The sequence below is a fragment of the Flavobacterium limi genome (assembly GCF_010645075.1).
In the GTDB taxonomy this organism is placed as follows: Bacteria; Bacteroidota; Bacteroidia; order Flavobacteriales; family Flavobacteriaceae; genus Flavobacterium; species Flavobacterium limi.
Map to the genome: position 1 here is coordinate 442,515 of NZ_JAADZV010000001.1, position 19,344 is coordinate 461,858.

17 protein-coding genes and 1 riboswitch are annotated in these 19,344 nt (G+C 34.6%); of the genes, 16 read left to right on the forward strand and 1 reads right to left on the reverse strand.

The window, feature by feature from the left end; genetic code table 11:
* The 8 genes from GXM16_RS01910 to GXM16_RS01945 all read left to right on the forward strand — a co-directional run bounded on the left by GXM16_RS01910 (nt 1) and on the right by GXM16_RS01945 (nt 9,004).
* Nucleotides 1–1,308 (forward strand): O-acetylhomoserine aminocarboxypropyltransferase/cysteine synthase family protein, encoded by a 1,308-nt coding sequence (locus tag GXM16_RS01910; protein ID WP_163392177.1) that lies wholly within the window; start codon nt 1–3, stop codon nt 1,306–1,308.
* Nucleotides 1,309–1,998: 690 nt separating this feature from the next.
* Nucleotides 1,999–2,199, forward strand: coding sequence for a hypothetical protein (locus tag GXM16_RS01915; RefSeq protein ID WP_163392179.1), 201 nt, complete (start codon nt 1,999–2,001; stop codon nt 2,197–2,199).
* A 188-nt stretch (nt 2,200–2,387) separates the two neighbouring features.
* Nucleotides 2,388–2,495, forward strand: a riboswitch (SAM riboswitch).
* Nucleotides 2,496–2,568: 73 nt separating this feature from the next.
* On the forward strand, nt 2,569–3,531 hold the full coding sequence (locus GXM16_RS01920; protein ID WP_229684153.1) for an alpha/beta fold hydrolase: 963 nt from the start codon (nt 2,569–2,571) through the stop codon (nt 3,529–3,531).
* 22 nt (nt 3,532–3,553) lie between these two features.
* Complete coding sequence (gene thrA, locus GXM16_RS01925; protein WP_163392183.1) at nt 3,554–5,968, forward strand: bifunctional aspartate kinase/homoserine dehydrogenase I; 2,415 nt, start codon at nt 3,554–3,556, stop codon at nt 5,966–5,968.
* A gap of 54 nt (nt 5,969–6,022) precedes the next feature.
* Complete coding sequence (locus GXM16_RS01930) at nt 6,023–6,454, forward strand: OsmC family protein (protein ID WP_163392185.1); 432 nt, start codon at nt 6,023–6,025, stop codon at nt 6,452–6,454.
* Between the two features lie 168 nt (nt 6,455–6,622).
* Nucleotides 6,623–7,795, forward strand: coding sequence for a trans-sulfuration enzyme family protein (locus tag GXM16_RS01935; RefSeq protein WP_163392199.1), 1,173 nt, complete (start codon nt 6,623–6,625; stop codon nt 7,793–7,795).
* 163 nt (nt 7,796–7,958) lie between these two features.
* Nucleotides 7,959–8,459, forward strand: coding sequence for an RDD family protein (locus tag GXM16_RS01940; RefSeq protein WP_163392201.1), 501 nt, complete (start codon nt 7,959–7,961; stop codon nt 8,457–8,459).
* Nucleotides 8,460–8,593: 134 nt separating this feature from the next.
* Nucleotides 8,594–9,004: an RrF2 family transcriptional regulator gene (locus tag GXM16_RS01945; RefSeq protein WP_163392203.1), complete on the forward strand. Its 411-nt coding sequence runs from the start codon at nt 8,594–8,596 to the stop codon at nt 9,002–9,004.
* 76 nt (nt 9,005–9,080) lie between these two features.
* Here the strand turns inward: GXM16_RS01945 and GXM16_RS01950 are convergent, their stop codons facing one another.
* The gene (locus GXM16_RS01950; RefSeq protein ID WP_163392205.1) at nt 9,081–9,863 is read right to left on the reverse strand and encodes a sulfite exporter TauE/SafE family protein; all 783 of its coding nucleotides are present in this window, start codon (nt 9,861–9,863) and stop codon (nt 9,081–9,083) included.
* Nucleotides 9,864–10,171: 308 nt separating this feature from the next.
* Between GXM16_RS01950 and GXM16_RS01955 the strand changes: the two genes are divergently transcribed.
* The 8 genes from GXM16_RS01955 (at nt 10,172) to GXM16_RS01990 (ending at nt 19,224) form a co-directional block, all read left to right on the forward strand.
* The gene (locus GXM16_RS01955; protein WP_163392207.1) at nt 10,172–11,074 is read left to right on the forward strand and encodes a sulfite exporter TauE/SafE family protein; all 903 of its coding nucleotides are present in this window, start codon (nt 10,172–10,174) and stop codon (nt 11,072–11,074) included.
* A gap of 24 nt (nt 11,075–11,098) precedes the next feature.
* Nucleotides 11,099–11,809 carry a phosphoadenylyl-sulfate reductase gene (locus GXM16_RS01960; RefSeq protein ID WP_163392209.1) on the forward strand — a complete coding sequence of 237 codons (711 nt, stop codon included), beginning with the start codon at nt 11,099–11,101 and terminating at the stop codon, nt 11,807–11,809.
* Nucleotides 11,810–11,973: 164 nt separating this feature from the next.
* On the forward strand, nt 11,974–12,873 hold the full coding sequence (gene cysD / locus GXM16_RS01965; protein WP_078227138.1) for a sulfate adenylyltransferase subunit CysD: 900 nt from the start codon (nt 11,974–11,976) through the stop codon (nt 12,871–12,873).
* Between the two features lie 136 nt (nt 12,874–13,009).
* Nucleotides 13,010–14,254 carry a sulfate adenylyltransferase subunit 1 gene (locus tag GXM16_RS01970; RefSeq protein ID WP_163392211.1) on the forward strand — a complete coding sequence of 415 codons (1,245 nt, stop codon included), beginning with the start codon at nt 13,010–13,012 and terminating at the stop codon, nt 14,252–14,254.
* Between the two features lie 135 nt (nt 14,255–14,389).
* Nucleotides 14,390–16,480: a HEPN domain-containing protein gene (locus GXM16_RS01975; RefSeq protein WP_163392213.1), complete on the forward strand. Its 2,091-nt coding sequence runs from the start codon at nt 14,390–14,392 to the stop codon at nt 16,478–16,480.
* Entirely contained in the window at nt 16,473–17,249 is a 777-nt protein-coding gene (gene cobA / locus GXM16_RS01980; protein ID WP_163392215.1) for a uroporphyrinogen-III C-methyltransferase, read from the forward strand. Before GXM16_RS01975 ends, cobA begins: the two co-directional genes overlap by 8 nt.
* A gap of 144 nt (nt 17,250–17,393) precedes the next feature.
* Complete coding sequence (locus GXM16_RS01985) at nt 17,394–17,975, forward strand: precorrin-2 dehydrogenase/sirohydrochlorin ferrochelatase family protein (RefSeq protein ID WP_163392217.1); 582 nt, start codon at nt 17,394–17,396, stop codon at nt 17,973–17,975.
* A gap of 196 nt (nt 17,976–18,171) precedes the next feature.
* Nucleotides 18,172–19,224 (forward strand): NAD(P)/FAD-dependent oxidoreductase, encoded by a 1,053-nt coding sequence (locus GXM16_RS01990; protein ID WP_163392219.1) that lies wholly within the window; start codon nt 18,172–18,174, stop codon nt 19,222–19,224.
* Nucleotides 19,225–19,344 lie beyond the last annotated feature (120 nt).

Here is a 19,344-nt window from a genome sequence, read left to right on the forward strand (position 1 = left end):
ATGAGCACACAAAAATTTGCAACAAACGCTTTACACGCAGGACACGACGTAACTAAAAATGGTGGAACCAGAGCAGTGCCAATTTATCAGTCGTCATCGTATGTTTTTAATAATTCAGATCATGCCGCCAATTTATTTGGTTTGGTTGAAGCCGGATTTATTTACACAAGATTAAATAACCCTACTAATGATGTTTTAGAGCAAAGGCTGGCTTCGCTTGAAGGCGGGATCGCAGCAGTAGTCACAGCTTCAGGGGCGGCAGCCATTTCTACAACTTTACTGACTCTGCTAAAATCCGGAGATCATATTGTAGCGTCAAATAGTTTGTACGGAGGGACATATAATCTTTTGAAAGTGACTCTGCCTCGCTTAGGGATTACAACCACTTTTGTAGATCCTTCAAAAGCAGAGAATTTTACGAAAGCGGCAAAAGAAAATACCAGAGCGTTTTTTGTAGAATCGCTTGGAAATCCAAAATTAGATGTATTGGATTTGAAAGCTATTTCTGCAGAAGCTAAAAACTTTAAAGTGCCTTTTATTGTAGATAACACTGTTGCAACTCCATATTTACTAAATCCAATCGAGCATGGAGCTGATATCGTAATTCACTCATTGACTAAATATCTTTCCGGCAACGGAACTTCATTAGGAGGTGTTATTATCGATGCCGGAAGTTTTGACTGGTCTAACGGAAAATTCCCTGAATTTACAGAACCTTCTCTGGGTTATCACGGACTGGTATATCACGAAGCGCTGGGAAATGCAGCCTTTATCGCAAAAGCAAGAATTGAAGGATTACGCGACTTCGGATCAGCTTTGAGTCCGTTTAATGCTTTTCAGATTATTCAGGGACTTGAAACTTTGCCAATCCGAATTAAAAAACACAGCGAAAATGCGCTGGCTTTGGCTGAATGGTTAGAGAAGCAGGATCAGGTTGTCTGGGTAAATTATCCGGGATTAAAATCGAATAAGTATTATGATTTAGCTCAGGAATATCTGCCTGAAGGCCAAAGTGGGATCATTACTTTTGGTCTGCAGGGAGGTTATGAAGCAGCGAAACAAGTTGTTGACGAAACTAAACTGTTCTCCCTTCTGGCAAATATTGGTGACACGAAATCACTTATTATTCATCCTGCGAGTACTACTCATCAACAATTAACAGATGAAGAGCAGCTGGAAACAGGAGTTTCGAAAGATTTAATCCGCCTTTCAGTAGGTATTGAAGATATAGAAGATTTAATTGGAGATTTGAAAACTGTTTTTGAAAGTGTTGCTAAATCGCACAATACAGTCTTTAATAAAAATTAAAGTTTTTTGTTTTTTGTTTGAAAAATTGCCTCTGGTATTCATTTATCAAAGGTGATTTTTTTTTGAATTACATTTTTAAGTATAATTTAGAAAGATATTCATGTAAAAATGTTCTTTGAAAGACTGATTTATGGAGAAAGCTAATGAGCGAATGAAGTAATTTGTAAGTTTTAACGTGGATTTCAAACGATGTAATTTTTGTAAGATGATTTTAAAGTTAAAAAATTGTTTTTCTGTTGAATTTGTGCGTAAATATTTGGTAAATAAAAAAAACTTTCGCATATTTGTTAAACCCAAAAACTACTGAAGATATGTTTAATTCCTATAAAATGTTTTGCGCCATTTCGAAAGAAACCGTTGGGGTGTCTATTGCTTGAAAATTGTAAGAACAAGATCAATATAGCAAAGCCTCCCAAAATATTTTGAGAGGCTTTTTTAATTATACGACAAATGCCAGAAATTTTTAAAATAACAAATAAATCACAGATGAATAAGTCCCTACAGATGAACAAGATGTTCAATGTCGCATCTATTCGCGTATGCGTCTGTTGATTCCAAAAGTATAGTAAGTTAAAACAACTTAAACCCTTTTGGCATCTGAATCCAAAAGGGTTTTTTGTTTTAAGGGACTTAAATAAAAAGAGAGAAAAAATAATTCAATACAAATAAACAAACTAAACACTAAATATCATGAGCACTTTGAACTACTTGACAAAAACATTTTCTACATTAAAAAACATAAGGACCAAAAGAAACAGTCCGCCGCCAAAAAATGAATTAATACATCCAAGATTCGGAATTACTGAAACTGATACTAAAACAGAAAAGAAAAATCCTGACTCTTTATTGTTTTTAATGTATTCTAAAGAAAATGAAACGCTTTTTATCTAAATCAAAAAGCACTTCAAATAGGTAATTTACCTGCTTAATTTTACTGGGCATTTTTGTTCGGTAATTTTTTGCGTATAATAGTTTTTGATTGTGATATATTGAATAAGCGAAAGAATCTGTTCAGATAAATTTGTTTGTTTAAGAAATTAGTAGTTAATTTGCACCGTTAAGTTCAGAAATGTATTGAAATGTTATAAAGAAAGGACGAGGGATTAGACCCGATGAATCCTTAGCAACCCTTCGGTAAAGCGAAGAAGGTGCTGCATTCTACCACGCCCAAAGTGGAAAGATAACAAAAAGAGTTTCCAGTCGTTCCAGACTTTCTTTCTAATATTTCCATATACAAATCAAAAAATAAAAGATTTGAAATTGGAAAGTATACCAAACCCCATCATATTACAAAATTTCACTACCGAAAGTGGTGTCTTATATAATTTATTGCCCTTAAGTTTTGCACTTTTTGGCTTACCGCTCCATAGTGCCCCAATTGTTTTGGTTAATCATGCCTTAACAGGAAATGCTCAGGTTACCGGAGAAAATGGCTGGTGGAATGATTTAATTGGTGAAGGAAAAACAGTTGATACCAATAAATACTCTGTTCTGGCATTTAATGTTCCGGGCAACGGAAGTGATTCTTTTAGTATCGAAAATTATCAGGATTTCGTTGCAAGGGATGTCGCACGAATCTTTTTGAAGGGAATTGAAACTTTGCAAATCAAGGAGTTGTACGCTATTATCGGAGGTTCAGTTGGTGGCGGAATTGCCTGGGAAATGCTGGCATTGGCTCCGAATATCACCAAAAATTTAATTCCGATTGCGACAGACTGGAAATCGACAGACTGGATGATTGCGAATTGTTTTTTGCAGGAACAAATCCTGAACAATTCGTCAAAGCCAATTGAAGATGCCCGAATTCATGCTATGCTGTGTTATCGCTCCCCGGAATCATTCAAAGAAAAATTTCAGCGAACCATTAATCAGGATCTATTGATCTTTAATATAGAAAGCTGGCTGGCACATCACGGTAAAAAATTACAGAAACGTTATCAGCTATCTTCTTATAAATTGATGAACCAATTGCTGAAAACCATAGATATTACCAGAAATAGTGAAGATTTTGAAACACTGCTCTCTAAAACAACTGCAACGATTCATATCATCGCAATCGATTCGGATTTGTTTTTTACACCAAAAGAAAATCTGGAAACTTATAATGAATTAAAAAAGTTCAAAGAAAATGTTTTTTACAGTGAAATAAATTCAGTTCACGGACATGACGCTTTTTTAATCGAGTACAAACAATTAGATAATTTACTTGCTGCTATTTTTTAGCAGAAAATAATAAAAACATACAATGAAAATATTAAAATTTGGAGGTAAATCATTATCAAACGGAGAAGGACTTAATAAAGTAGTCTCAATTATTGAGGAAAAAGTAAATCAGGGCGAAAAAATTGCGGTAGTAGTTTCTGCAAGAGGAAACGCTACAGATGAATTAGAATATATTTTAAAAATTGCCGCCAAAAATGGGGATTACAAACGATTATTAGAAAATTTCAAAATTTATCAAATTTCAGATTATCCTCAGGTTGATTTGTCTGAAGAGTTTACTATTCTGGATAAACTTTACGAAGGAGTAAGCTTAATTGGTGATTACAGCAATAAAATTAAAGACCAGATTTTGTCTAAAGGAGAATTGCTTTCGGCGAAATTATTAACCGCTATTTTGATAGAGAAAGGCATTCCGGCTAATTTTACTGATTCAAGAGAGCTGCTTAAAACGGATTCTAAATTTGGCGATGCACAGCCTTTAGAGCAGCTTTCTAAGAAAAATGTTGTGAATTATTTTAAAGAGCATAATGGTTCGACTGTTAATATCATAACTGGTTTCATCGGTTCAAATAACAACAATGACACCACGACTTTAGGGAGAAACGGAAGTAATTATACAGCTTCGTTAATTGCTAATTATTTAAATGCCGAAGAATTACAAAACTTTACACACGTTGACGGAATCTACACGGCGAATCCGGATTTAGTTGCTGATGCCAAAAAAATCGAATACTTATCATTCAACGAAGCAAATGAATTAGCGAATTTTGGAGCTACGATTTTACATGCCAAAACGATTATTCCTTTGTTGGAAAAAAATATTCCGCTTCGAATTCTAAATACATTCAATCATGAAAATCGCGGAACCTTAATCACTTCAGATTCTTCAAAAGAAGGGATTAAAACACTTTCTGTTCTTGAAAATGTTTCCCTTTTAAATCTTGAAGGCCGTGGACTCCTTGGAAAAGCAGGTGTTGATGCCCGAATTTTTAAAGTAATGGGTGATAACAACATTAGTGTGAGTATTATTTCGCAGGGATCTTCAGAAAGAGGAATCGGACTGGTTGTGGCGACAGATAAAGCGACCACAGCAATGGTTGAATTAGAAAAAGAATTCGAAAATGATTTTTATTCGAAAGATGTCAACCAGATTACAGTTACAGATAATGTTTCGGTAATTTCGATCATTGGTCAGGATTTGAGCACTTTTCATAAGCCTTACACAGCTTTAATCAAAAATAAGATTGTTCCGATTTTGTTTAACAACACAGTTACGGGTAAAAACGTGAGTTTGGTGGTGAAAAAATCTGAGCTGAATAAAGCCTTAAACGTAATTCATGGTGAAATTTTTGGGGTTTCAAAGAAAATCAATATCGCAGTTTTTGGTCATGGATTAGTAGGAGGAACTTTGATTAATCAAATTTTAGAATCGGCAGATGCTATCGAAAAACGCAAAGGCATCAAGCTAAATGTTTTTGCTATTGCGAATTCTAAAAAACTGGTTTTAAATAAAAACGGTGTAGCTTCTGACTGGAAAAATGAAATTGAGAAAAAAGGACTTGACTATACCATTCAGGATATTATCGATTACGCAGATAAATACCATTTAGAGAATTTAATTGCTATTGACAATACGGCAAGTGCTGCGTTTGTTGAGAACTATATAAAACTCGCTGAAAGCAGTTTCGATTTGATTTCTTCTAATAAAGTTGCCAATACACTGAGTTATGGTTTTTATAAAGAACTAAGAAAAGTTCTGGCGGAAAACCAAAAGAATTATTTATATGAAACCAATGTTGGTGCAGGTTTACCGTTAATTGATACGATAAAATTACTGCATCTTTCCGGTGAAAATATTACCAAAATAAAAGGGGTATTCTCAGGAACATTAAGCTATCTGTTCAATAATTTCTCTGCTAAAGACGCTCCGTTTAGTGAAATTTTAAAAGAAGCAATCGACAATGGTTATACAGAACCTGACCCGCGTGAGGATTTATGCGGAAATGATGTGGGAAGAAAATTATTGATTCTGGCAAGAGAATTAGATTTGCAAAATGAATTTGAAGAAATCTCTATTCAGAATTTGATTCCGGAACATTTACGCGAAGGAAATGTTGCCGATTTCTTAACCAAATTAAAAGAATTTGACCCAATTTACGACAAAATAAAAGCCGACCAAAAACCAAATCATGTTTTGAGATACATTGGTGAATTGTCCGGAGATTTGCAGAATGACAAAGGAAATCTGGAAGTAAAACTAGTTTCAGTCCCATCAGATACGGCTCTTGGAGGATTAAAAGGCTCTGATTCTTTCTTCGAAATTTATACAGAATCTTATGGAGACCGACCAATTGTAATTCAGGGAGCCGGTGCAGGTTCTGCAGTTACAGCAAGAGGCGTTTTTGGAGATATTTTGAGATTATCGGATAAAGGATAAGAATTTTTTATAAGTAAGTCAGAATTCAAGCAAAAAACAAAAAACAACAACACAATGAAAATAACATTAGACAGAGTAAACGAAAACTTCCATTTTCAATTAAAAAATGAACGTGGACATATAGTAAATGTTGATGCCAGACCAGAATTTGGTGGTAATGATATGGGACCAAGTCCAATGGAATTGGTTTTAATGGGAGTAGCAGGCTGTAGTGGAATCGACATGATCTCAATCCTTAAAAAACAACGTCAGGAAATTACTTCTTTTAAAGCAGAGGTTGAAGGCGAGCGTGTACAGGTTGGGGAAGCCAAGCCATTTAAAGATATTTATGTAGTTTTTTCTTTGGAGGGAAACATTAAAGAAGATAAGGCCGCAAAAGCAGCACAATTATCTTTCGAAAAATACTGCTCGGTTTCTAAAACAGTTGAACCAACAGCAACAATACATTACAAAGTTGTTTTGAACGGAGTAGAATTAGCAAAATAGAATAATTAGAAGATTAGTCAATTAGAGAATGAGATAATTTCTCAGACTGATTATTTAAAAATAAAAAATTCGCAACATATTTCTTAGTGAATCTCTGAGTCTTTTTGCGAGTCTTTGTGAAATTATAAAAAAACGAATTAGTGCAATTCGTGTTAAACAAAAAACAAAATGAGCGAACAAGAATTTGGTTTTGAAACTCAAGCCATTAGAACACATTTAGAGAAATCACAATTTCAGGAACATTCTACACCTTTATATTTATCTTCAAGTTTTGTATTTGAAGATGCAGAGGATATGAGAGCGTCTTTCACTGAAGAAAAAGTGCGTAATATTTATTCCCGTTTCAGTAATCCAAACACAACAGAGTTTGTAGATAAGGTTTGCGCTATGGAAGGTGCTGAGGCTGGTTATGCTTTTGCAACCGGTATGGCAGCTATTTATTCGACTTTTGCGGCTTTGCTGGATGCTGGGGATCATATTGTTTCTGCTGGAAGCGTTTTTGGTTCAACTCATGCGTTGTTCATGACATATTTTCCAAAATGGAATATTGAAACGACTTATTTTGATATTAATAAACCGGAAACTATTGAAGGCTTTATTAAACCAAACACTAAAATTTTATACGCTGAAACGCCTACAAATCCGGGTGTCGATGTAATTGATTTGGAGTTGTTAGGACAAATAGCCAAAAAACACAATTTGATTTTAATAATTGACAATTGTTTTGCTACGCCATATATTCAACAGCCAATTAAATACGGAGCGCATATAGTTGTTCATTCTGCTACAAAATTAATGGATGGTCAGGGACGTGTTTTAGGTGGAGTTGCAGTTGGGGATGCGGAGTTAATTCGTAAAATATACTTGTTTTCAAGAAATACAGGACCGGCAATGTCGCCGTTTAACGCATGGGTTTTGTCAAAAAGTTTAGAGACTTTGGCTGTTCGTGTAGACAGACATTGCGAAAATGCCTTGAAAGTTGCTGAATTTTTAGAAAGTCACCCTAATGTAAACAGTGTGAAATATCCTTTCTTAAAATCACATCCGAAATATGAAATTGCTAAAAAACAAATGCTTTCAGGCGGTAACATTATTGCATTTGAAATCAAGGGCGGAATCGAAGCGGGACGTAAATTCTTAGACAAGATAAAATTATGTTCCCTTTCAGCTAATATCGGCGACGTTAAAACGATTGTAACGCATCCGGCATCAACAACGCACAGTAAATTATCTGTTGAAGAAAAATTAGCGGTTGGAATTACGGAAGGTTTAGTACGTGTTTCTGTTGGTTTGGAAACAGTAAAAGATGTAATTGCTGATTTGGAGCAGGCGCTCTCGTAATTTTGAATTTCTGATATTGATTTAATTTTCAATATTTTTATTTGTATTAATGACGTTTTTAATAGTAACTTTTACTGTTAAAAACGTCATTTGCTTTTATTGTTTGTTTCCCCAAAAAGTATATTTTTGTTTTAGACTAACAAATTAATAAACAGCCAATTTTATGAGTAACTCTACTTACATTCTAGATGATAAATTATTAGCTTCCACCGGAAGCCGTTTTCTAAACTATATTTTAGATATTGTTGCCATCATTGCACTAATCTTCGCCTTGTCTTTTGTTACTGCTGTAGTGGCAAGTTTTTTAGATTTCAATGAATTGTTATACTGGATGGGAAATTTAAGTGATTGGGAAGGACAATTGATTTTCGGAGTAACTTCTATTTTTTATTATTCATTTACAGAGAGTATTTTTGGGAGATCCTTGGGAAAATTAATTACGGGAACCATTGTGGTGGATGAAAATGGAGAAAAACCTTCCTTTGGAGTTATTTTAAAAAGAACATTATGCCGATTAATACCTTTTGACGGTTTTTCTTTTTTAGGAAGCAGGGGCTGGCATGACTCAATTTCTCATACCTATGTTGTAAATAAAAAAGATTTAGAAAATGAAGTAAAATTATTTCATGAATTCAATTTAATTGGAAGTAATGAAGTAATTTGATAGGGATAGTAGTATTTAACAGTTAAGCTCCTTTTTTCTCATTTAAAAAGCTTATTTTTGCAGCATAAAACAGTAAACATGTTTTTTTAGTAATCACTAAAATTAATAAGCAGTTTACAACATAAACCATAAAAATGCTTTCAAAGAAAACAAAATACGGAATTAAAGCTTTGACTTATTTGGCCAGACGTGAAAACAATGAACCTGTTCAAATTGCTGAGATTGCTAAAAATGAACATATTTCGATAAAATTCCTGGAAAGTATTTTATTACTGTTAAGAAATTCTGGTTTTCTTGGAGCCAAAAAAGGAAAAGGCGGAGGGTATTACCTAATTAAGGAGCCAAAAGATATCAGCATGGCAAAAGTCTATCGTATTCTGGAAGGGCCGATAGCGCTACTGCCTTGTGCAAGCCATAATTTTTATGAAAAATGTGATGATTGTGATGATGAATCAACTTGTGCAGCGAGACGTTTAATGACAGAAGTTCGTGATAACACGCTTAAAATACTGGAAAGTAATTCTTTGGCTGATATAGCTTTTTAATTGAATTCTATCCATCAAAAATAAAAAAAAAGGCCGTTTCGTGATTTGAAACGGTCTTTTTTATGAGTTTTTTTATCTAAAAAATTAATTTATATCCCGCTAAGAAAAGCATTATTGCGATTGCATTTCTAAGAAACTGATCGGGAACTTTTCCGCTCAGCATACTTCCTATGAAAATTCCCGGAAGGGATCCTAATAATAATTGTCCCAATAATATCAAATCCAGATTTCCCATTGAGGCATGTCCAACTCCTGCAACTAATGTTAAGGGAACAGCATGTGCGATTTCAGTTCCCACTAGACGTGGCGTTGGTAATAAAGGATACAGAAAGAATAACGTAACTGTTCCCAATGCACCTGCTCCAATAGAGGTCAAAGTTACCGTGGCACCTAATAAAACGCCAATTCCTATAGTTAGCATATTTTGAGTTGTACTTTCGCTGTGAAATTTATCCCCGGCGTGTTTCTGGGAAAATTTTAATATCTTTTGTTTAAATATAATTGCTACAGAGGTAAAAAGTAATGCCCAGCCTAAGCTTTGCTTGATAACCTGATTTACCGTTTCAATATCTGTTTTGATACTGTTCAGTATCCATAAAGTTGCCATAGCTGCCGGAACACTGCCCAAGGTTAACCAGCCTGTAATAGACCAGTTTACATTACTTTTTTTATGGTGTACAAACACACCTCCCATCTTGGTAAAAGCGGCATATAATAAATCCGTACCTACGGCTTTTGTTGGCGGAATACCAAAATATAATAAAATGGGGGTCATTAATGAACCGCCACCAACTCCTGTCAGTCCTACTATAAAACCAACAACTAAACCCGCAATAACTAAGCCTATTTGAAAATCCATAAATAAAAGTTTGGCGCAAAAATAGAAACAATTTTATAATTATCCTATGGAAATGGTAGGCTTTAAAAGTGTATCTTTGAAATTAAAATAATTTTAAGTGTATGTATCTTAAATACAGTGGAATATGATTTTAGGTTTATTGAATTTATTTATAAATCTTTTAAAGTTTTCTTAAAAATTGATTTTTAGAAGTTTAGAAGTATAAAAAGTTAAAAAATTGTTTTGATATTTAGAAATAAGTAGTAATTTTGCTTTTCAATCTACTAACCCGATAGGGTAATGGATTTTAGCAAGAAACCCCAGTAATTATGGAGAAAGAGTTAAAGATTAATAATGTTGATGCTACATTTTATGCGTCAATAAAAAGTAAATTATGGATAGGGATACCGGTTGTTTTGCTGGTAGGTTTGCTAAGTACACTGATTTATAATCATCATGCAGAGTTTTCGTGGGAAGGATTTATAGGAGGTTTTAATCAGGAGTTTTTGGTTTTTTTTGGTATTGGTGTTTTTGCACAATTGGTAGACGGTACTTTAGGAATGGGGTATGGAGCGACTTCAACTTCATTTTTACTGGCATATGGAGTTCCTCCGGTAGTTAGTAGTACGGGAGTTCACGTAGCTGAAATGTTTACAACGGGAGCATCTGCAATATCACATCATAAGTTTGGAAACATTAACAAAAAACTGGTAAAACATCTATTGATTCCGGGAGTATTAGGTTCCATTACAGGAGCTTATTTATTATCTGATGTTATTGACGGTGATATTATTAAACCGTTTATAGCGGTTTATATGATTGTTTTGGCGATTATTATTATCAGAAAGGCATTAAAAAAGAATATTGTAAAAAAGAAAACTAAAAAATTAAGCGCTTTAGCTGTTTTTGGAGGTTTTATGGATTCTGTTGGAGGAGGAGGCTGGGGACCAATTGTAACTTCTACATTATTAGGAAGAGGAAGAAATCCGAGATACACGATTGGTTCTGTAAACGCAGCGGAGTTTGCGATTTCATTTGCAAGTGGTATCACCTTTATGCTTTTTGGAGGAATCCACGGCTGGCAGGTAATCATTGGGTTGATTTTAGGAGGCGTTCTTTCAGCACCACTAGCAGCTTATCTGGTAAATAAAATCAAAAGAAAACCAATGATGGTTGCGGTTGGGGTTCTAATTATATTATTGAGTTTAAAAACATTATCTAAATTATTGTAAAGATAATTTTAGGAGGGAGAGATTATGAGTGCGAGTATTGTACAAGAATTATTAGAAAAAACTAAAGATTTTTCACTTGATGAAACCTTAGTTTTTTTAGCAAACGAGTTTCCGGGAAAAGTGATTTTCTCCACTTCTTTCGGTCAGGAAGATCAGGTAATTACTGATTTTATTGCAAAAAGTAACACAGATATTACGGTGTTTACTTTAGACACCGGAAGATTGTTTCAGGAAACTTACGATGTTTTTCATAAAACATTAAAGAAATACAAAAGACCGATTGAAGTGTTTTTTCCAGAGGCTGCATCGGTTGAGAATTTGCTAAAAACAAAAGGTCCAAACAGCTTTTACGATTCGGTTGAAAACAGAAAAGAATGCTGTTTTATTCGAAAAGTAGTTCCGTTGCGAAAAGCTTTGGCGGGAAATGCAGTCTGGATTACAGGTTTAAGAGCAGAACAATCAGAGAACAGACAAGATTTAAGTTTGTTTGAATATGACGGAGGTTTTAACATCATCAAATTCAATCCGTTATTAAAATGGACCTTACAGGAAGTTGAAGATTATTTGAAGGAGAACAATGTACCTCAAAATGCATTACACAAAAAAGGTTTTGTAAGTATTGGTTGTGCACCTTGTACAAGAGCCATTTTTCCCGGAGAAGATATCAGAGCCGGAAGGTGGTATTGGGAGTCAAGCCATAAAGAATGTGGTTTGCATAGTGCGAAAAAAGAATAAAGTACTTAGTTCAAAGTCCTTGGCATTAAAACAATAGTTTTCAAGTTCCGTAGGTTTTAACCCGATGAAAGAGAAACGATTTGTATTGTAGCAATGGATTTCAGTCAAAAAATTAAAGTTACCCTGTTTTTACAGGTTTTAAAATATCAAATAAAATATCAAAAATGAGTTCAGTGTTAAAAACAAACGCTTTAGAGAGCGAAGCGATATACATTTTCAGAGAAGTTGTTTCTCAGTTTGACAAACCGGTTTTACTTTTCTCAGGTGGAAAAGATTCTATTACATTAGTGCGTTTGGCGCAAAAAGCATTTTTTCCTGCTAAGATTCCGTTTCCTTTATTACACGTTGATACGGGACACAATTTCCCTGAAACCATTGCTTTCAGAGATAAATTGGTAGAAGAATTAGGTTTAGAGTTGATCGTTCGTAATGTTCAGGATGCTATTGATGAAGGAAAAGTGGTTGAAGAAACCGGAAAATATTCTAGTAGAAATAGTTTGCAAACGACTACGCTTTTGGATGCAATTGAAGAATTCAAATTTGATGCCTGTATTGGTGGTGCACGTCGTGATGAAGAAAAAGCAAGGGCTAAAGAGCGTATTTTCTCAGTTCGTGATGATTTCGGACAATGGGATGAAAAAAATCAAAGACCTGAGTTATTTGATATTTTGAATGGAAAAATTGAAAACGGTCAAAATGTTCGTGTTTTCCCAATTTCAAACTGGACAGAATTAGACGTTTGGAGCTATATCGAAAAAGAGCATATCGAAATCCCGTCAATCTATTTTTCACATAAAAGAAAAGTTTTTTTGAGAGACGGTTTAATCTGGTCACATTCTCCTTTTGTATATCAGGAAGAAGACGAGCAAATTGAAGAAAGAATCGTTCGTTTCAGAACCGTTGGGGATATGAGCTGTACAGCAGCTGTTGAGTCTTATGCAGCAACTATTGCAGAAGTAGTAGGTGAAATCAGAGAGTCTACTATTTCAGAAAGAGGAGCCAGAATCGATGACAAACGTTCTGAAGCAGCAATGGAGAAAAGAAAACAACAAGGATATTTTTAATTTTTTGGTAAGAAGTTAGATGTTAGAAGTTAACAGCAAAAAGTAAAATTCAAAGATTCAAAAAACAAAAGATTTAGAAGTAAGGTCAAAAACTTGAAACCTGAAACTTTTAAAACTTGAAACAAAATAATACAGAATGGACGTTTTAAAAATAGCAACAGCAGGAAGTGTAGATGACGGAAAAAGTACTTTGATAGGAAGATTATTGTACGATACAAAATCATTGACTACAGATAAAATCGAAGCAATCGAAAAAAGCAGTAAACAAAAAGGATACGATTATTTAGATTTTTCTTTGGCAACTGACGGATTAGTAGCAGAAAGAGAGCAGGGAATCACAATTGATGTTGCTCACATTTATTTTTCGACTGCAAAGAAAAGTTACATCATTGCCGATACTCCGGGTCACGTAGAATATACAAGAAACATGGTTACAGGAGCTTCAACTTCTCAGGTTTCAATCATTTTAATTGATGCCAGAAAAGGAGTTATCGAGCAAACATACCGCCACTTTTTCATCAATAATTTATTGAGAGTAAAGGAAGTAATTGTAGCGATTAATAAAATGGATTTAGTTGATTATTCAGAAGAAGTTTTCAATAAAATCAAAGCTGATTTCCAGGCATTAAATGCAAAAAGTACTTTCAAAGAACAAAATGTAAGCTACATTCCGTTAAGTGCTTTGACAGGAGATAATGTTGTGGACAAATTAGACGGAATGCCTTGGTACCAAGGACAGACTATTTTAGAGCATTTAGAAGGATTACACTCTTCAGATGTTTTTGAAAGTGGAAAAGCACGTTTTCCGGTTCAGACTGTGATCCGTCCTAAAACAGAAGAATACCATGATTTCAGAGGATACGCAGGAAAATTATACGGAAACTCAATTAAAGTAGGAGATGCCGTTACGGTTTTGCCTTCTTTAACAGAATCAAAAGTGACTAATATTCACTTTTTCGACAAACAATTTGATGAGGCTGTTGCAGGTTCTTCAATTACAATCGAATTAGAAAATGATATCAATGTAACAAGAGGGGATATGATTGTAAAATCATCTGAACTTCCAAAAATTGAAAAAGATATTGAAACGACTATTTGTTGGATGGACAGCAAAAAATTGGTTCCCGGAACTAAATATTTTGTACAACACAATACAAACAGAGTTTTAGCAAAAATTGAAAGTGTTAAAAATACTATTGCTACTGATTATTCAGGAACTACTCCGGCTTCACAATTGGCAATCAATGAAATTGGAGAAGTCAATATCAAATTAAGTAAAGCATTGTATTTTGATTCTTATAATGAGAATAAGTCAAACGGAGCTTTTATTTTAATTGATGCCGTAACCAATACAACAGCAGGAGTAGGGTTTATAAAATAGTTGATAGTTTATGGTTGATGGTTATTCTTCGATCAACCTCCATAAAATAAATATGAAATAGTTGATTGTTGATGGTTTTTAGTTTGGTATTTATTGCCAACAACCAACAACCGACAACCAAAAACTAAAAATAAAATGGAAAGTTTTAGAACAGAAATAGAAAATCCGATAGTTCAGAAAGAGATTATCGATTTAGAGAAAAAGATTCACTTATTCCGTGGAGGAAAAATTGATGATGAACGCTTTCGTAGTCTTCGTCTCGCACGTGGAATCTACGGTCAGCGTCAGGAAGGTGTACAGATGATCCGTATTAAATTGCCATATGGTAAAGTAACCAGCGAGCAGTTAAAAAGGATAACTAATGTTTCTGAAGAATATTCTACAGGACGTTTGCATATTACTACGCGTCAGGATATTCAGATTCACTATGTAAGCTTGGACAGAACTCCGGAACTTTGGGCTGATTTAGCTAAAGACGATATTACTTTAAGAGAAGCCTGTGGAAATACAGTTCGTAATATTACAGGAAGTGAATTAGCAGGAATAGATGTAAACGAACCGTTTGATGTTACGCCTTATGCACACGGGATGTTTCAATATTTATTAAGAAATCCTATCTGTCAGGAAATGGGACGTAAATTCAAAATTTCGTTCTCATCATCTGATGAAGATACTGCGTTAAGTTATTTACACGATTTAGGATTTATTCCAAAAATCAAAGATGGCCAACGTGGATTTAAAGTAGTTTTTGGAGGAGGCTTAGGATCTCAGCCTTCTCACGCCGAATTACTTTCAGAATTTATTCCGGTTAACCAAATCATTCCAACGGCAGAAGGAATCATCAGAATTTTTGACCGGTACGGTGAACGTGCAAAAAGAATGAAAGCACGTATGAAATTCTTAATCAAAGAAATAGGGAAAGATGTTTTCCTGGATTTAGTTGAAAAAGAGAAAAAAGCAATCGCTTTCGAAACTTATGAAATTGATACTACTGCATTTGACGGACCAATTCCGGAGCCATTATTAGCAGTACCGCAAGTTACTATTGATGACACAGCAGCTTATGAAGCATGGAAAGCATCAAATGTAATTGCTCAGAAACAAGCAGGTTATTACGCAATCGGAATCAAAGTTTTATTAGGAGATTTTTATATTGATAAAGCGAGATTGTTAGCAGACTTAATTAAGAATTACGGAGCGAATGAATTACGTTTTTCATTGCGTCAGAATATTGTAATCCGTCATATAAAAGAAGAGAATTTACCTTTCTTTTATCAGGAATTAGCCAAATTAGATATGGTAGCTTTAGGTTACAATACGATTGGTGATATTACTGCGTGCCCTGGTACTGATACTTGTAATTTGGGGATTGCAAGCAGTACCGGAATTGCAGATGAATTAGAAAAAGTAATCAAAGCAGAATATCCTCAATATAGCAACAACCAGGAAATTGAAATTAAAATTTCAGGTTGTATGAATGCCTGCGGACAGCATAATATGTCGGCAATTGGTTTTCAGGGAATGTCTATCAATTCAGGTAAATTGGTAGCTCCGGCATTGCAGGTATTATTAGGCGGAGGAAGATTAGGAAACGGAGAAGGTCGTTTTGCTGATAAAGTAATTAAAATTCCAAGCCGTAGAGGACCGGATGCATTGCGTACCATCTTAAATGATTTTGATGCTAACGGAAACGGCGAAAAATTCCTTAATTATTATGACGCTAAGGGAGAGAAATATTTCTACGAAATTTTAAAACCTTTCGCAGATGTAACAAATCTTACGGAAGCTGATTTTATTGACTGGGGTAATGCAGACAATTATGTAAAAGCAGTTGGAGTTGGAGAATGTGCAGGTGTGGTAATTGATTTGGTGGCAACTTTGTTGTTAGAAGCAAAAGACAAATTGACTTTCGCACAGGAATCTTTCGACGAAGGAAAATGGGCTGATGCAATCTATCACGCTTATGCAGGATTTGTAAACGGTGCAAAAGCATTATTGCTTTCAGAAAACCAAAAAACAAACAACCATGCAGGAATTGTAGACTTATTTGATACCGTTTTTGTTGAAAGCGCAAAAATTGGATTGCCAACAACATTTAATGAATTGGTTTACCAAATCAATAAAAATGAGCCAACTGAAGCTTTTGCAAAACAATATATTGAAGAAGGAATTGCATTTTTCGCGATCATTGAAAAATACAGGGCACAAGAATTAGAAAATGCTTAATACAGTAAAACCCAAAGTAACTTTAGTAGGTGCAGGTCCCGGAGATCCGGATTTGCTTACGCTAAAAGCGGTAAAAGCACTTGCTGAAGCAAATGTGGTTTTGTACGATGCACTGGCTAATGACGAAATATTAGATTACGCACCCGAAAATGCGATTCGGATTTTTGTTGGAAAACGAAAAGGAAACCACAGTTACACGCAGGATCAGATCAATCAGCTGATTGTTGATAATGCGTTAACGTACGGAAATGTAGTAAGATTAAAAGGCGGAGATCCATTTGTTTTCGGAAGAGGAAGCGAAGAAATAGAATTTGCAGAAAGTTTCGGAATCGAGACAGTTGTAATTCCCGGGATTTCATCAGTAGTAGCGGTTCCCGCAAGTCAGGGAATTTCGATTACAAAAAGACGAGTTTCAGAAAGTTTTTGGGCGATTACAGGCACAACATCTAACAGGGAATTATCAGCAGATGTAGCTTTGGCGGCACAATCATCGGCAACAGTTGTGATTTTAATGGGAATGCACAAGTTGAAAGAAATTGTAGAATTATTTCAACAGGAAAACAAAGGCAATTTACCCGTAGCAATTATTCAAAACGGAACAACAGCGGAAGAAAAAGCGGGCGTAGGAACAGTAGATTCAATTGTTGAAATAGTAAAACAACAAAGTTTAAGTTCGCCGGCAATTATCGTTTTGGGAGAAGTTGTAAAAGAAAGTCACAAGCTAAAAGTATTTTACGAAGAATTTCTGTCAAATGAAATCGTTCAGTAAAGTTCAGTATGAACGAAACATATTGTAGCGTAGGGTTTCAACCTGATAAAATAATGAATAAAAAGAACATTGGGTTTTAATCCAATGATTAAATAAAAATTGTAACGTCAGATTTTAGTATTTTCGACGAAACAAAAAATTGAAATGGAACAAAACGAATTATATCCGGTATTCTTAAAACTTCACAATCTAAATGTGCTGATTGTAGGTGGAGGAAATGTTGGATTAGAAAAGCTTTCTTTTTTATTAAAGTCAAGTCCGAATGCCAATGTTGAGGTAGTTGCAAAAGACTTTCATCTTGAAATTAAACTTTTGGCAGAAAAACATCCTTCGATTACGTTAACGCAGTCGAAGTTTAAGAAAAAAATGCTCAAAAAGCGCCATATGGTTATTGCGTGTACCGATGATTTAGAAGTAAATAAAAAAGTATACGATTTGTCCAGAAAGCGTTATTTAATTTGCAATATTGCTGATACGCCTGATTTATGTGATTATTATCTTGGTGGAATCGTAACAAAAGGGAATGTAAAAATTGCCATTTCGACTAACGGAAAATCTCCAACAACAGCCAAAAGGCTAAGAGAATTTTTTGAAGAAGTAATTCCGGAAGATATCAATCACATGGTCGAGAATCTCAATGAATACAGAAAAACTTTAAAAGGTGATTTTGAAGATAAAGTGAAGAAGATGAATGAAATAACAGCTTCTTTGAAAAAGAAAGAATAGTATACAAGTTACGGAGAAACGGATCATATTTTAGCGTCGTGTTTTAACACGATGTAAAAAAATGGACGAAATTACAGCTTCGTTAAAAAAATAAAGAGTAAAAGTTTCACAAAGAAATGAATGATAAAAATCATTGAAATTAGAATAAATTATTCGTTTCTTTGCATTATTAAGAATGATTATAAACAACACCATAATGATTAAAACAGATATACTTATAATTGGAGCAGGACCAACAGGTTTATTTGCCGTTTTCGAGGCAGGATTATTAAAATTAAAATGCCATATTTTAGATGCTTTGCCTCAGCCTGGAGGACAGCTTTCAGAGTTGTATCCAAAGAAGCCTATTTATGATATTCCTGGTTTTCCGGAAGTTTTGGCAGGCGATTTAGTAGATGGTTTAATGGAGCAGATTAAGCAGTTTGAGCCAGGTTTCACTTTAGGTGAGCGTGCAGAAACCATCGAAAAACAAGAAGACGGAAGTTTTATTGTAACGTCAAACAAGGGGAAAAAATTCCACGCACCGGTTATCGCCATTGCGGGAGGTTTGGGAAGTTTCGAACCAAGAAAACCTCTTATTGAAGATATCGAGTTTTATGAAGATAAAGGAGTAAAATATTTCATTAAAAATCCTGAGAAATTCAGAGATAAAAGAGTTGTTATTGCAGGAGGGGGAGATTCAGCATTAGACTGGAGTATTTTCCTTGCTAATGTAGCTTCAGAAGTAACTTTAATTCACCGTAGAAATGAATTTAGAGGAGCTTTAGATTCTGTGGAAAAAGTACAGGAATTAAAATCAGCCGGTAAAATCAAATTAATTACTCCTGCTGAAGTAGTTGGAATCAATGGTGCCGAGCATGTTGAATCTTTGGATATCGAAGAAAATGGAGCACACCGTAAAATCGAAACCGATTATTTCATTCCACTTTTTGGATTGACTCCAAAATTAGGTCCAATTGCTGACTGGGGATTAGAAATCGAGAAAAATGCAATTAAAGTAAACAATGCATTAGATTACCAAACCAACATTCCGGGAATCTTTGCTATTGGTGACGTGAATACATACCCTGGAAAGTTAAAATTAATCCTTTGCGGTTTCCACGAAGCAACTTTAATGTGTCAGGCAGCTTACCAAATCGTTAACCCTGGTAAAAAATACGTTTTAAAATACACTACAGTTTCGGGTGTAGACGGTTTTGACGGAACTCGTAAAGAAGCGCCGAAAGCAGTTGTAAAAGCGATAGTGTAATCATTAATGCTGAAGTTTTAATGAAATAAGGCGTTAAGGTTTTAATATCAAAAGCTCAAACTTTTTTAGTTTGGGCTTTTTTGTTGATGTTAATTTAAACTTAGTCTGTAAGAAGTGGGT

Excerpts from the sequence above, each read along its gene's own strand:
- GXM16_RS01910 (WP_163392177.1), top strand. The coding sequence starts at position 1 with ATGAGCACACAAAAATTTGCAACAAACGCTTTACACGCAGGACACGAC.
- GXM16_RS01915 (WP_163392179.1), top strand. The coding sequence starts at position 1,999 with ATGAGCACTTTGAACTACTTGACAAAAACATTTTCTACATTAAAAAAC.
- thrA (WP_163392183.1), top strand. The coding sequence starts at position 3,554 with ATGAAAATATTAAAATTTGGAGGTAAATCATTATCAAACGGAGAAGGA.
- GXM16_RS01930 (WP_163392185.1), top strand. The coding sequence starts at position 6,023 with ATGAAAATAACATTAGACAGAGTAAACGAAAACTTCCATTTTCAATTA.
- GXM16_RS01935 (WP_163392199.1), top strand. The coding sequence starts at position 6,623 with ATGAGCGAACAAGAATTTGGTTTTGAAACTCAAGCCATTAGAACACAT.
- GXM16_RS01940 (WP_163392201.1), top strand. The coding sequence starts at position 7,959 with ATGAGTAACTCTACTTACATTCTAGATGATAAATTATTAGCTTCCACC.
- GXM16_RS01945 (WP_163392203.1), top strand. The coding sequence starts at position 8,594 with ATGCTTTCAAAGAAAACAAAATACGGAATTAAAGCTTTGACTTATTTG.
- GXM16_RS01950 (WP_163392205.1), bottom strand. The coding sequence starts at position 9,863 with ATGGATTTTCAAATAGGCTTAGTTATTGCGGGTTTAGTTGTTGGTTTT.
- GXM16_RS01955 (WP_163392207.1), top strand. The coding sequence starts at position 10,172 with ATGGAGAAAGAGTTAAAGATTAATAATGTTGATGCTACATTTTATGCG.
- GXM16_RS01960 (WP_163392209.1), top strand. The coding sequence starts at position 11,099 with ATGAGTGCGAGTATTGTACAAGAATTATTAGAAAAAACTAAAGATTTT.
- cysD (WP_078227138.1), top strand. The coding sequence starts at position 11,974 with ATGAGTTCAGTGTTAAAAACAAACGCTTTAGAGAGCGAAGCGATATAC.
- GXM16_RS01970 (WP_163392211.1), top strand. The coding sequence starts at position 13,010 with ATGGACGTTTTAAAAATAGCAACAGCAGGAAGTGTAGATGACGGAAAA.
- GXM16_RS01975 (WP_163392213.1), top strand. The coding sequence starts at position 14,390 with ATGGAAAGTTTTAGAACAGAAATAGAAAATCCGATAGTTCAGAAAGAG.
- cobA (WP_163392215.1), top strand. The coding sequence starts at position 16,473 with ATGCTTAATACAGTAAAACCCAAAGTAACTTTAGTAGGTGCAGGTCCC.
- GXM16_RS01985 (WP_163392217.1), top strand. The coding sequence starts at position 17,394 with ATGGAACAAAACGAATTATATCCGGTATTCTTAAAACTTCACAATCTA.
- GXM16_RS01990 (WP_163392219.1), top strand. The coding sequence starts at position 18,172 with ATGATTAAAACAGATATACTTATAATTGGAGCAGGACCAACAGGTTTA.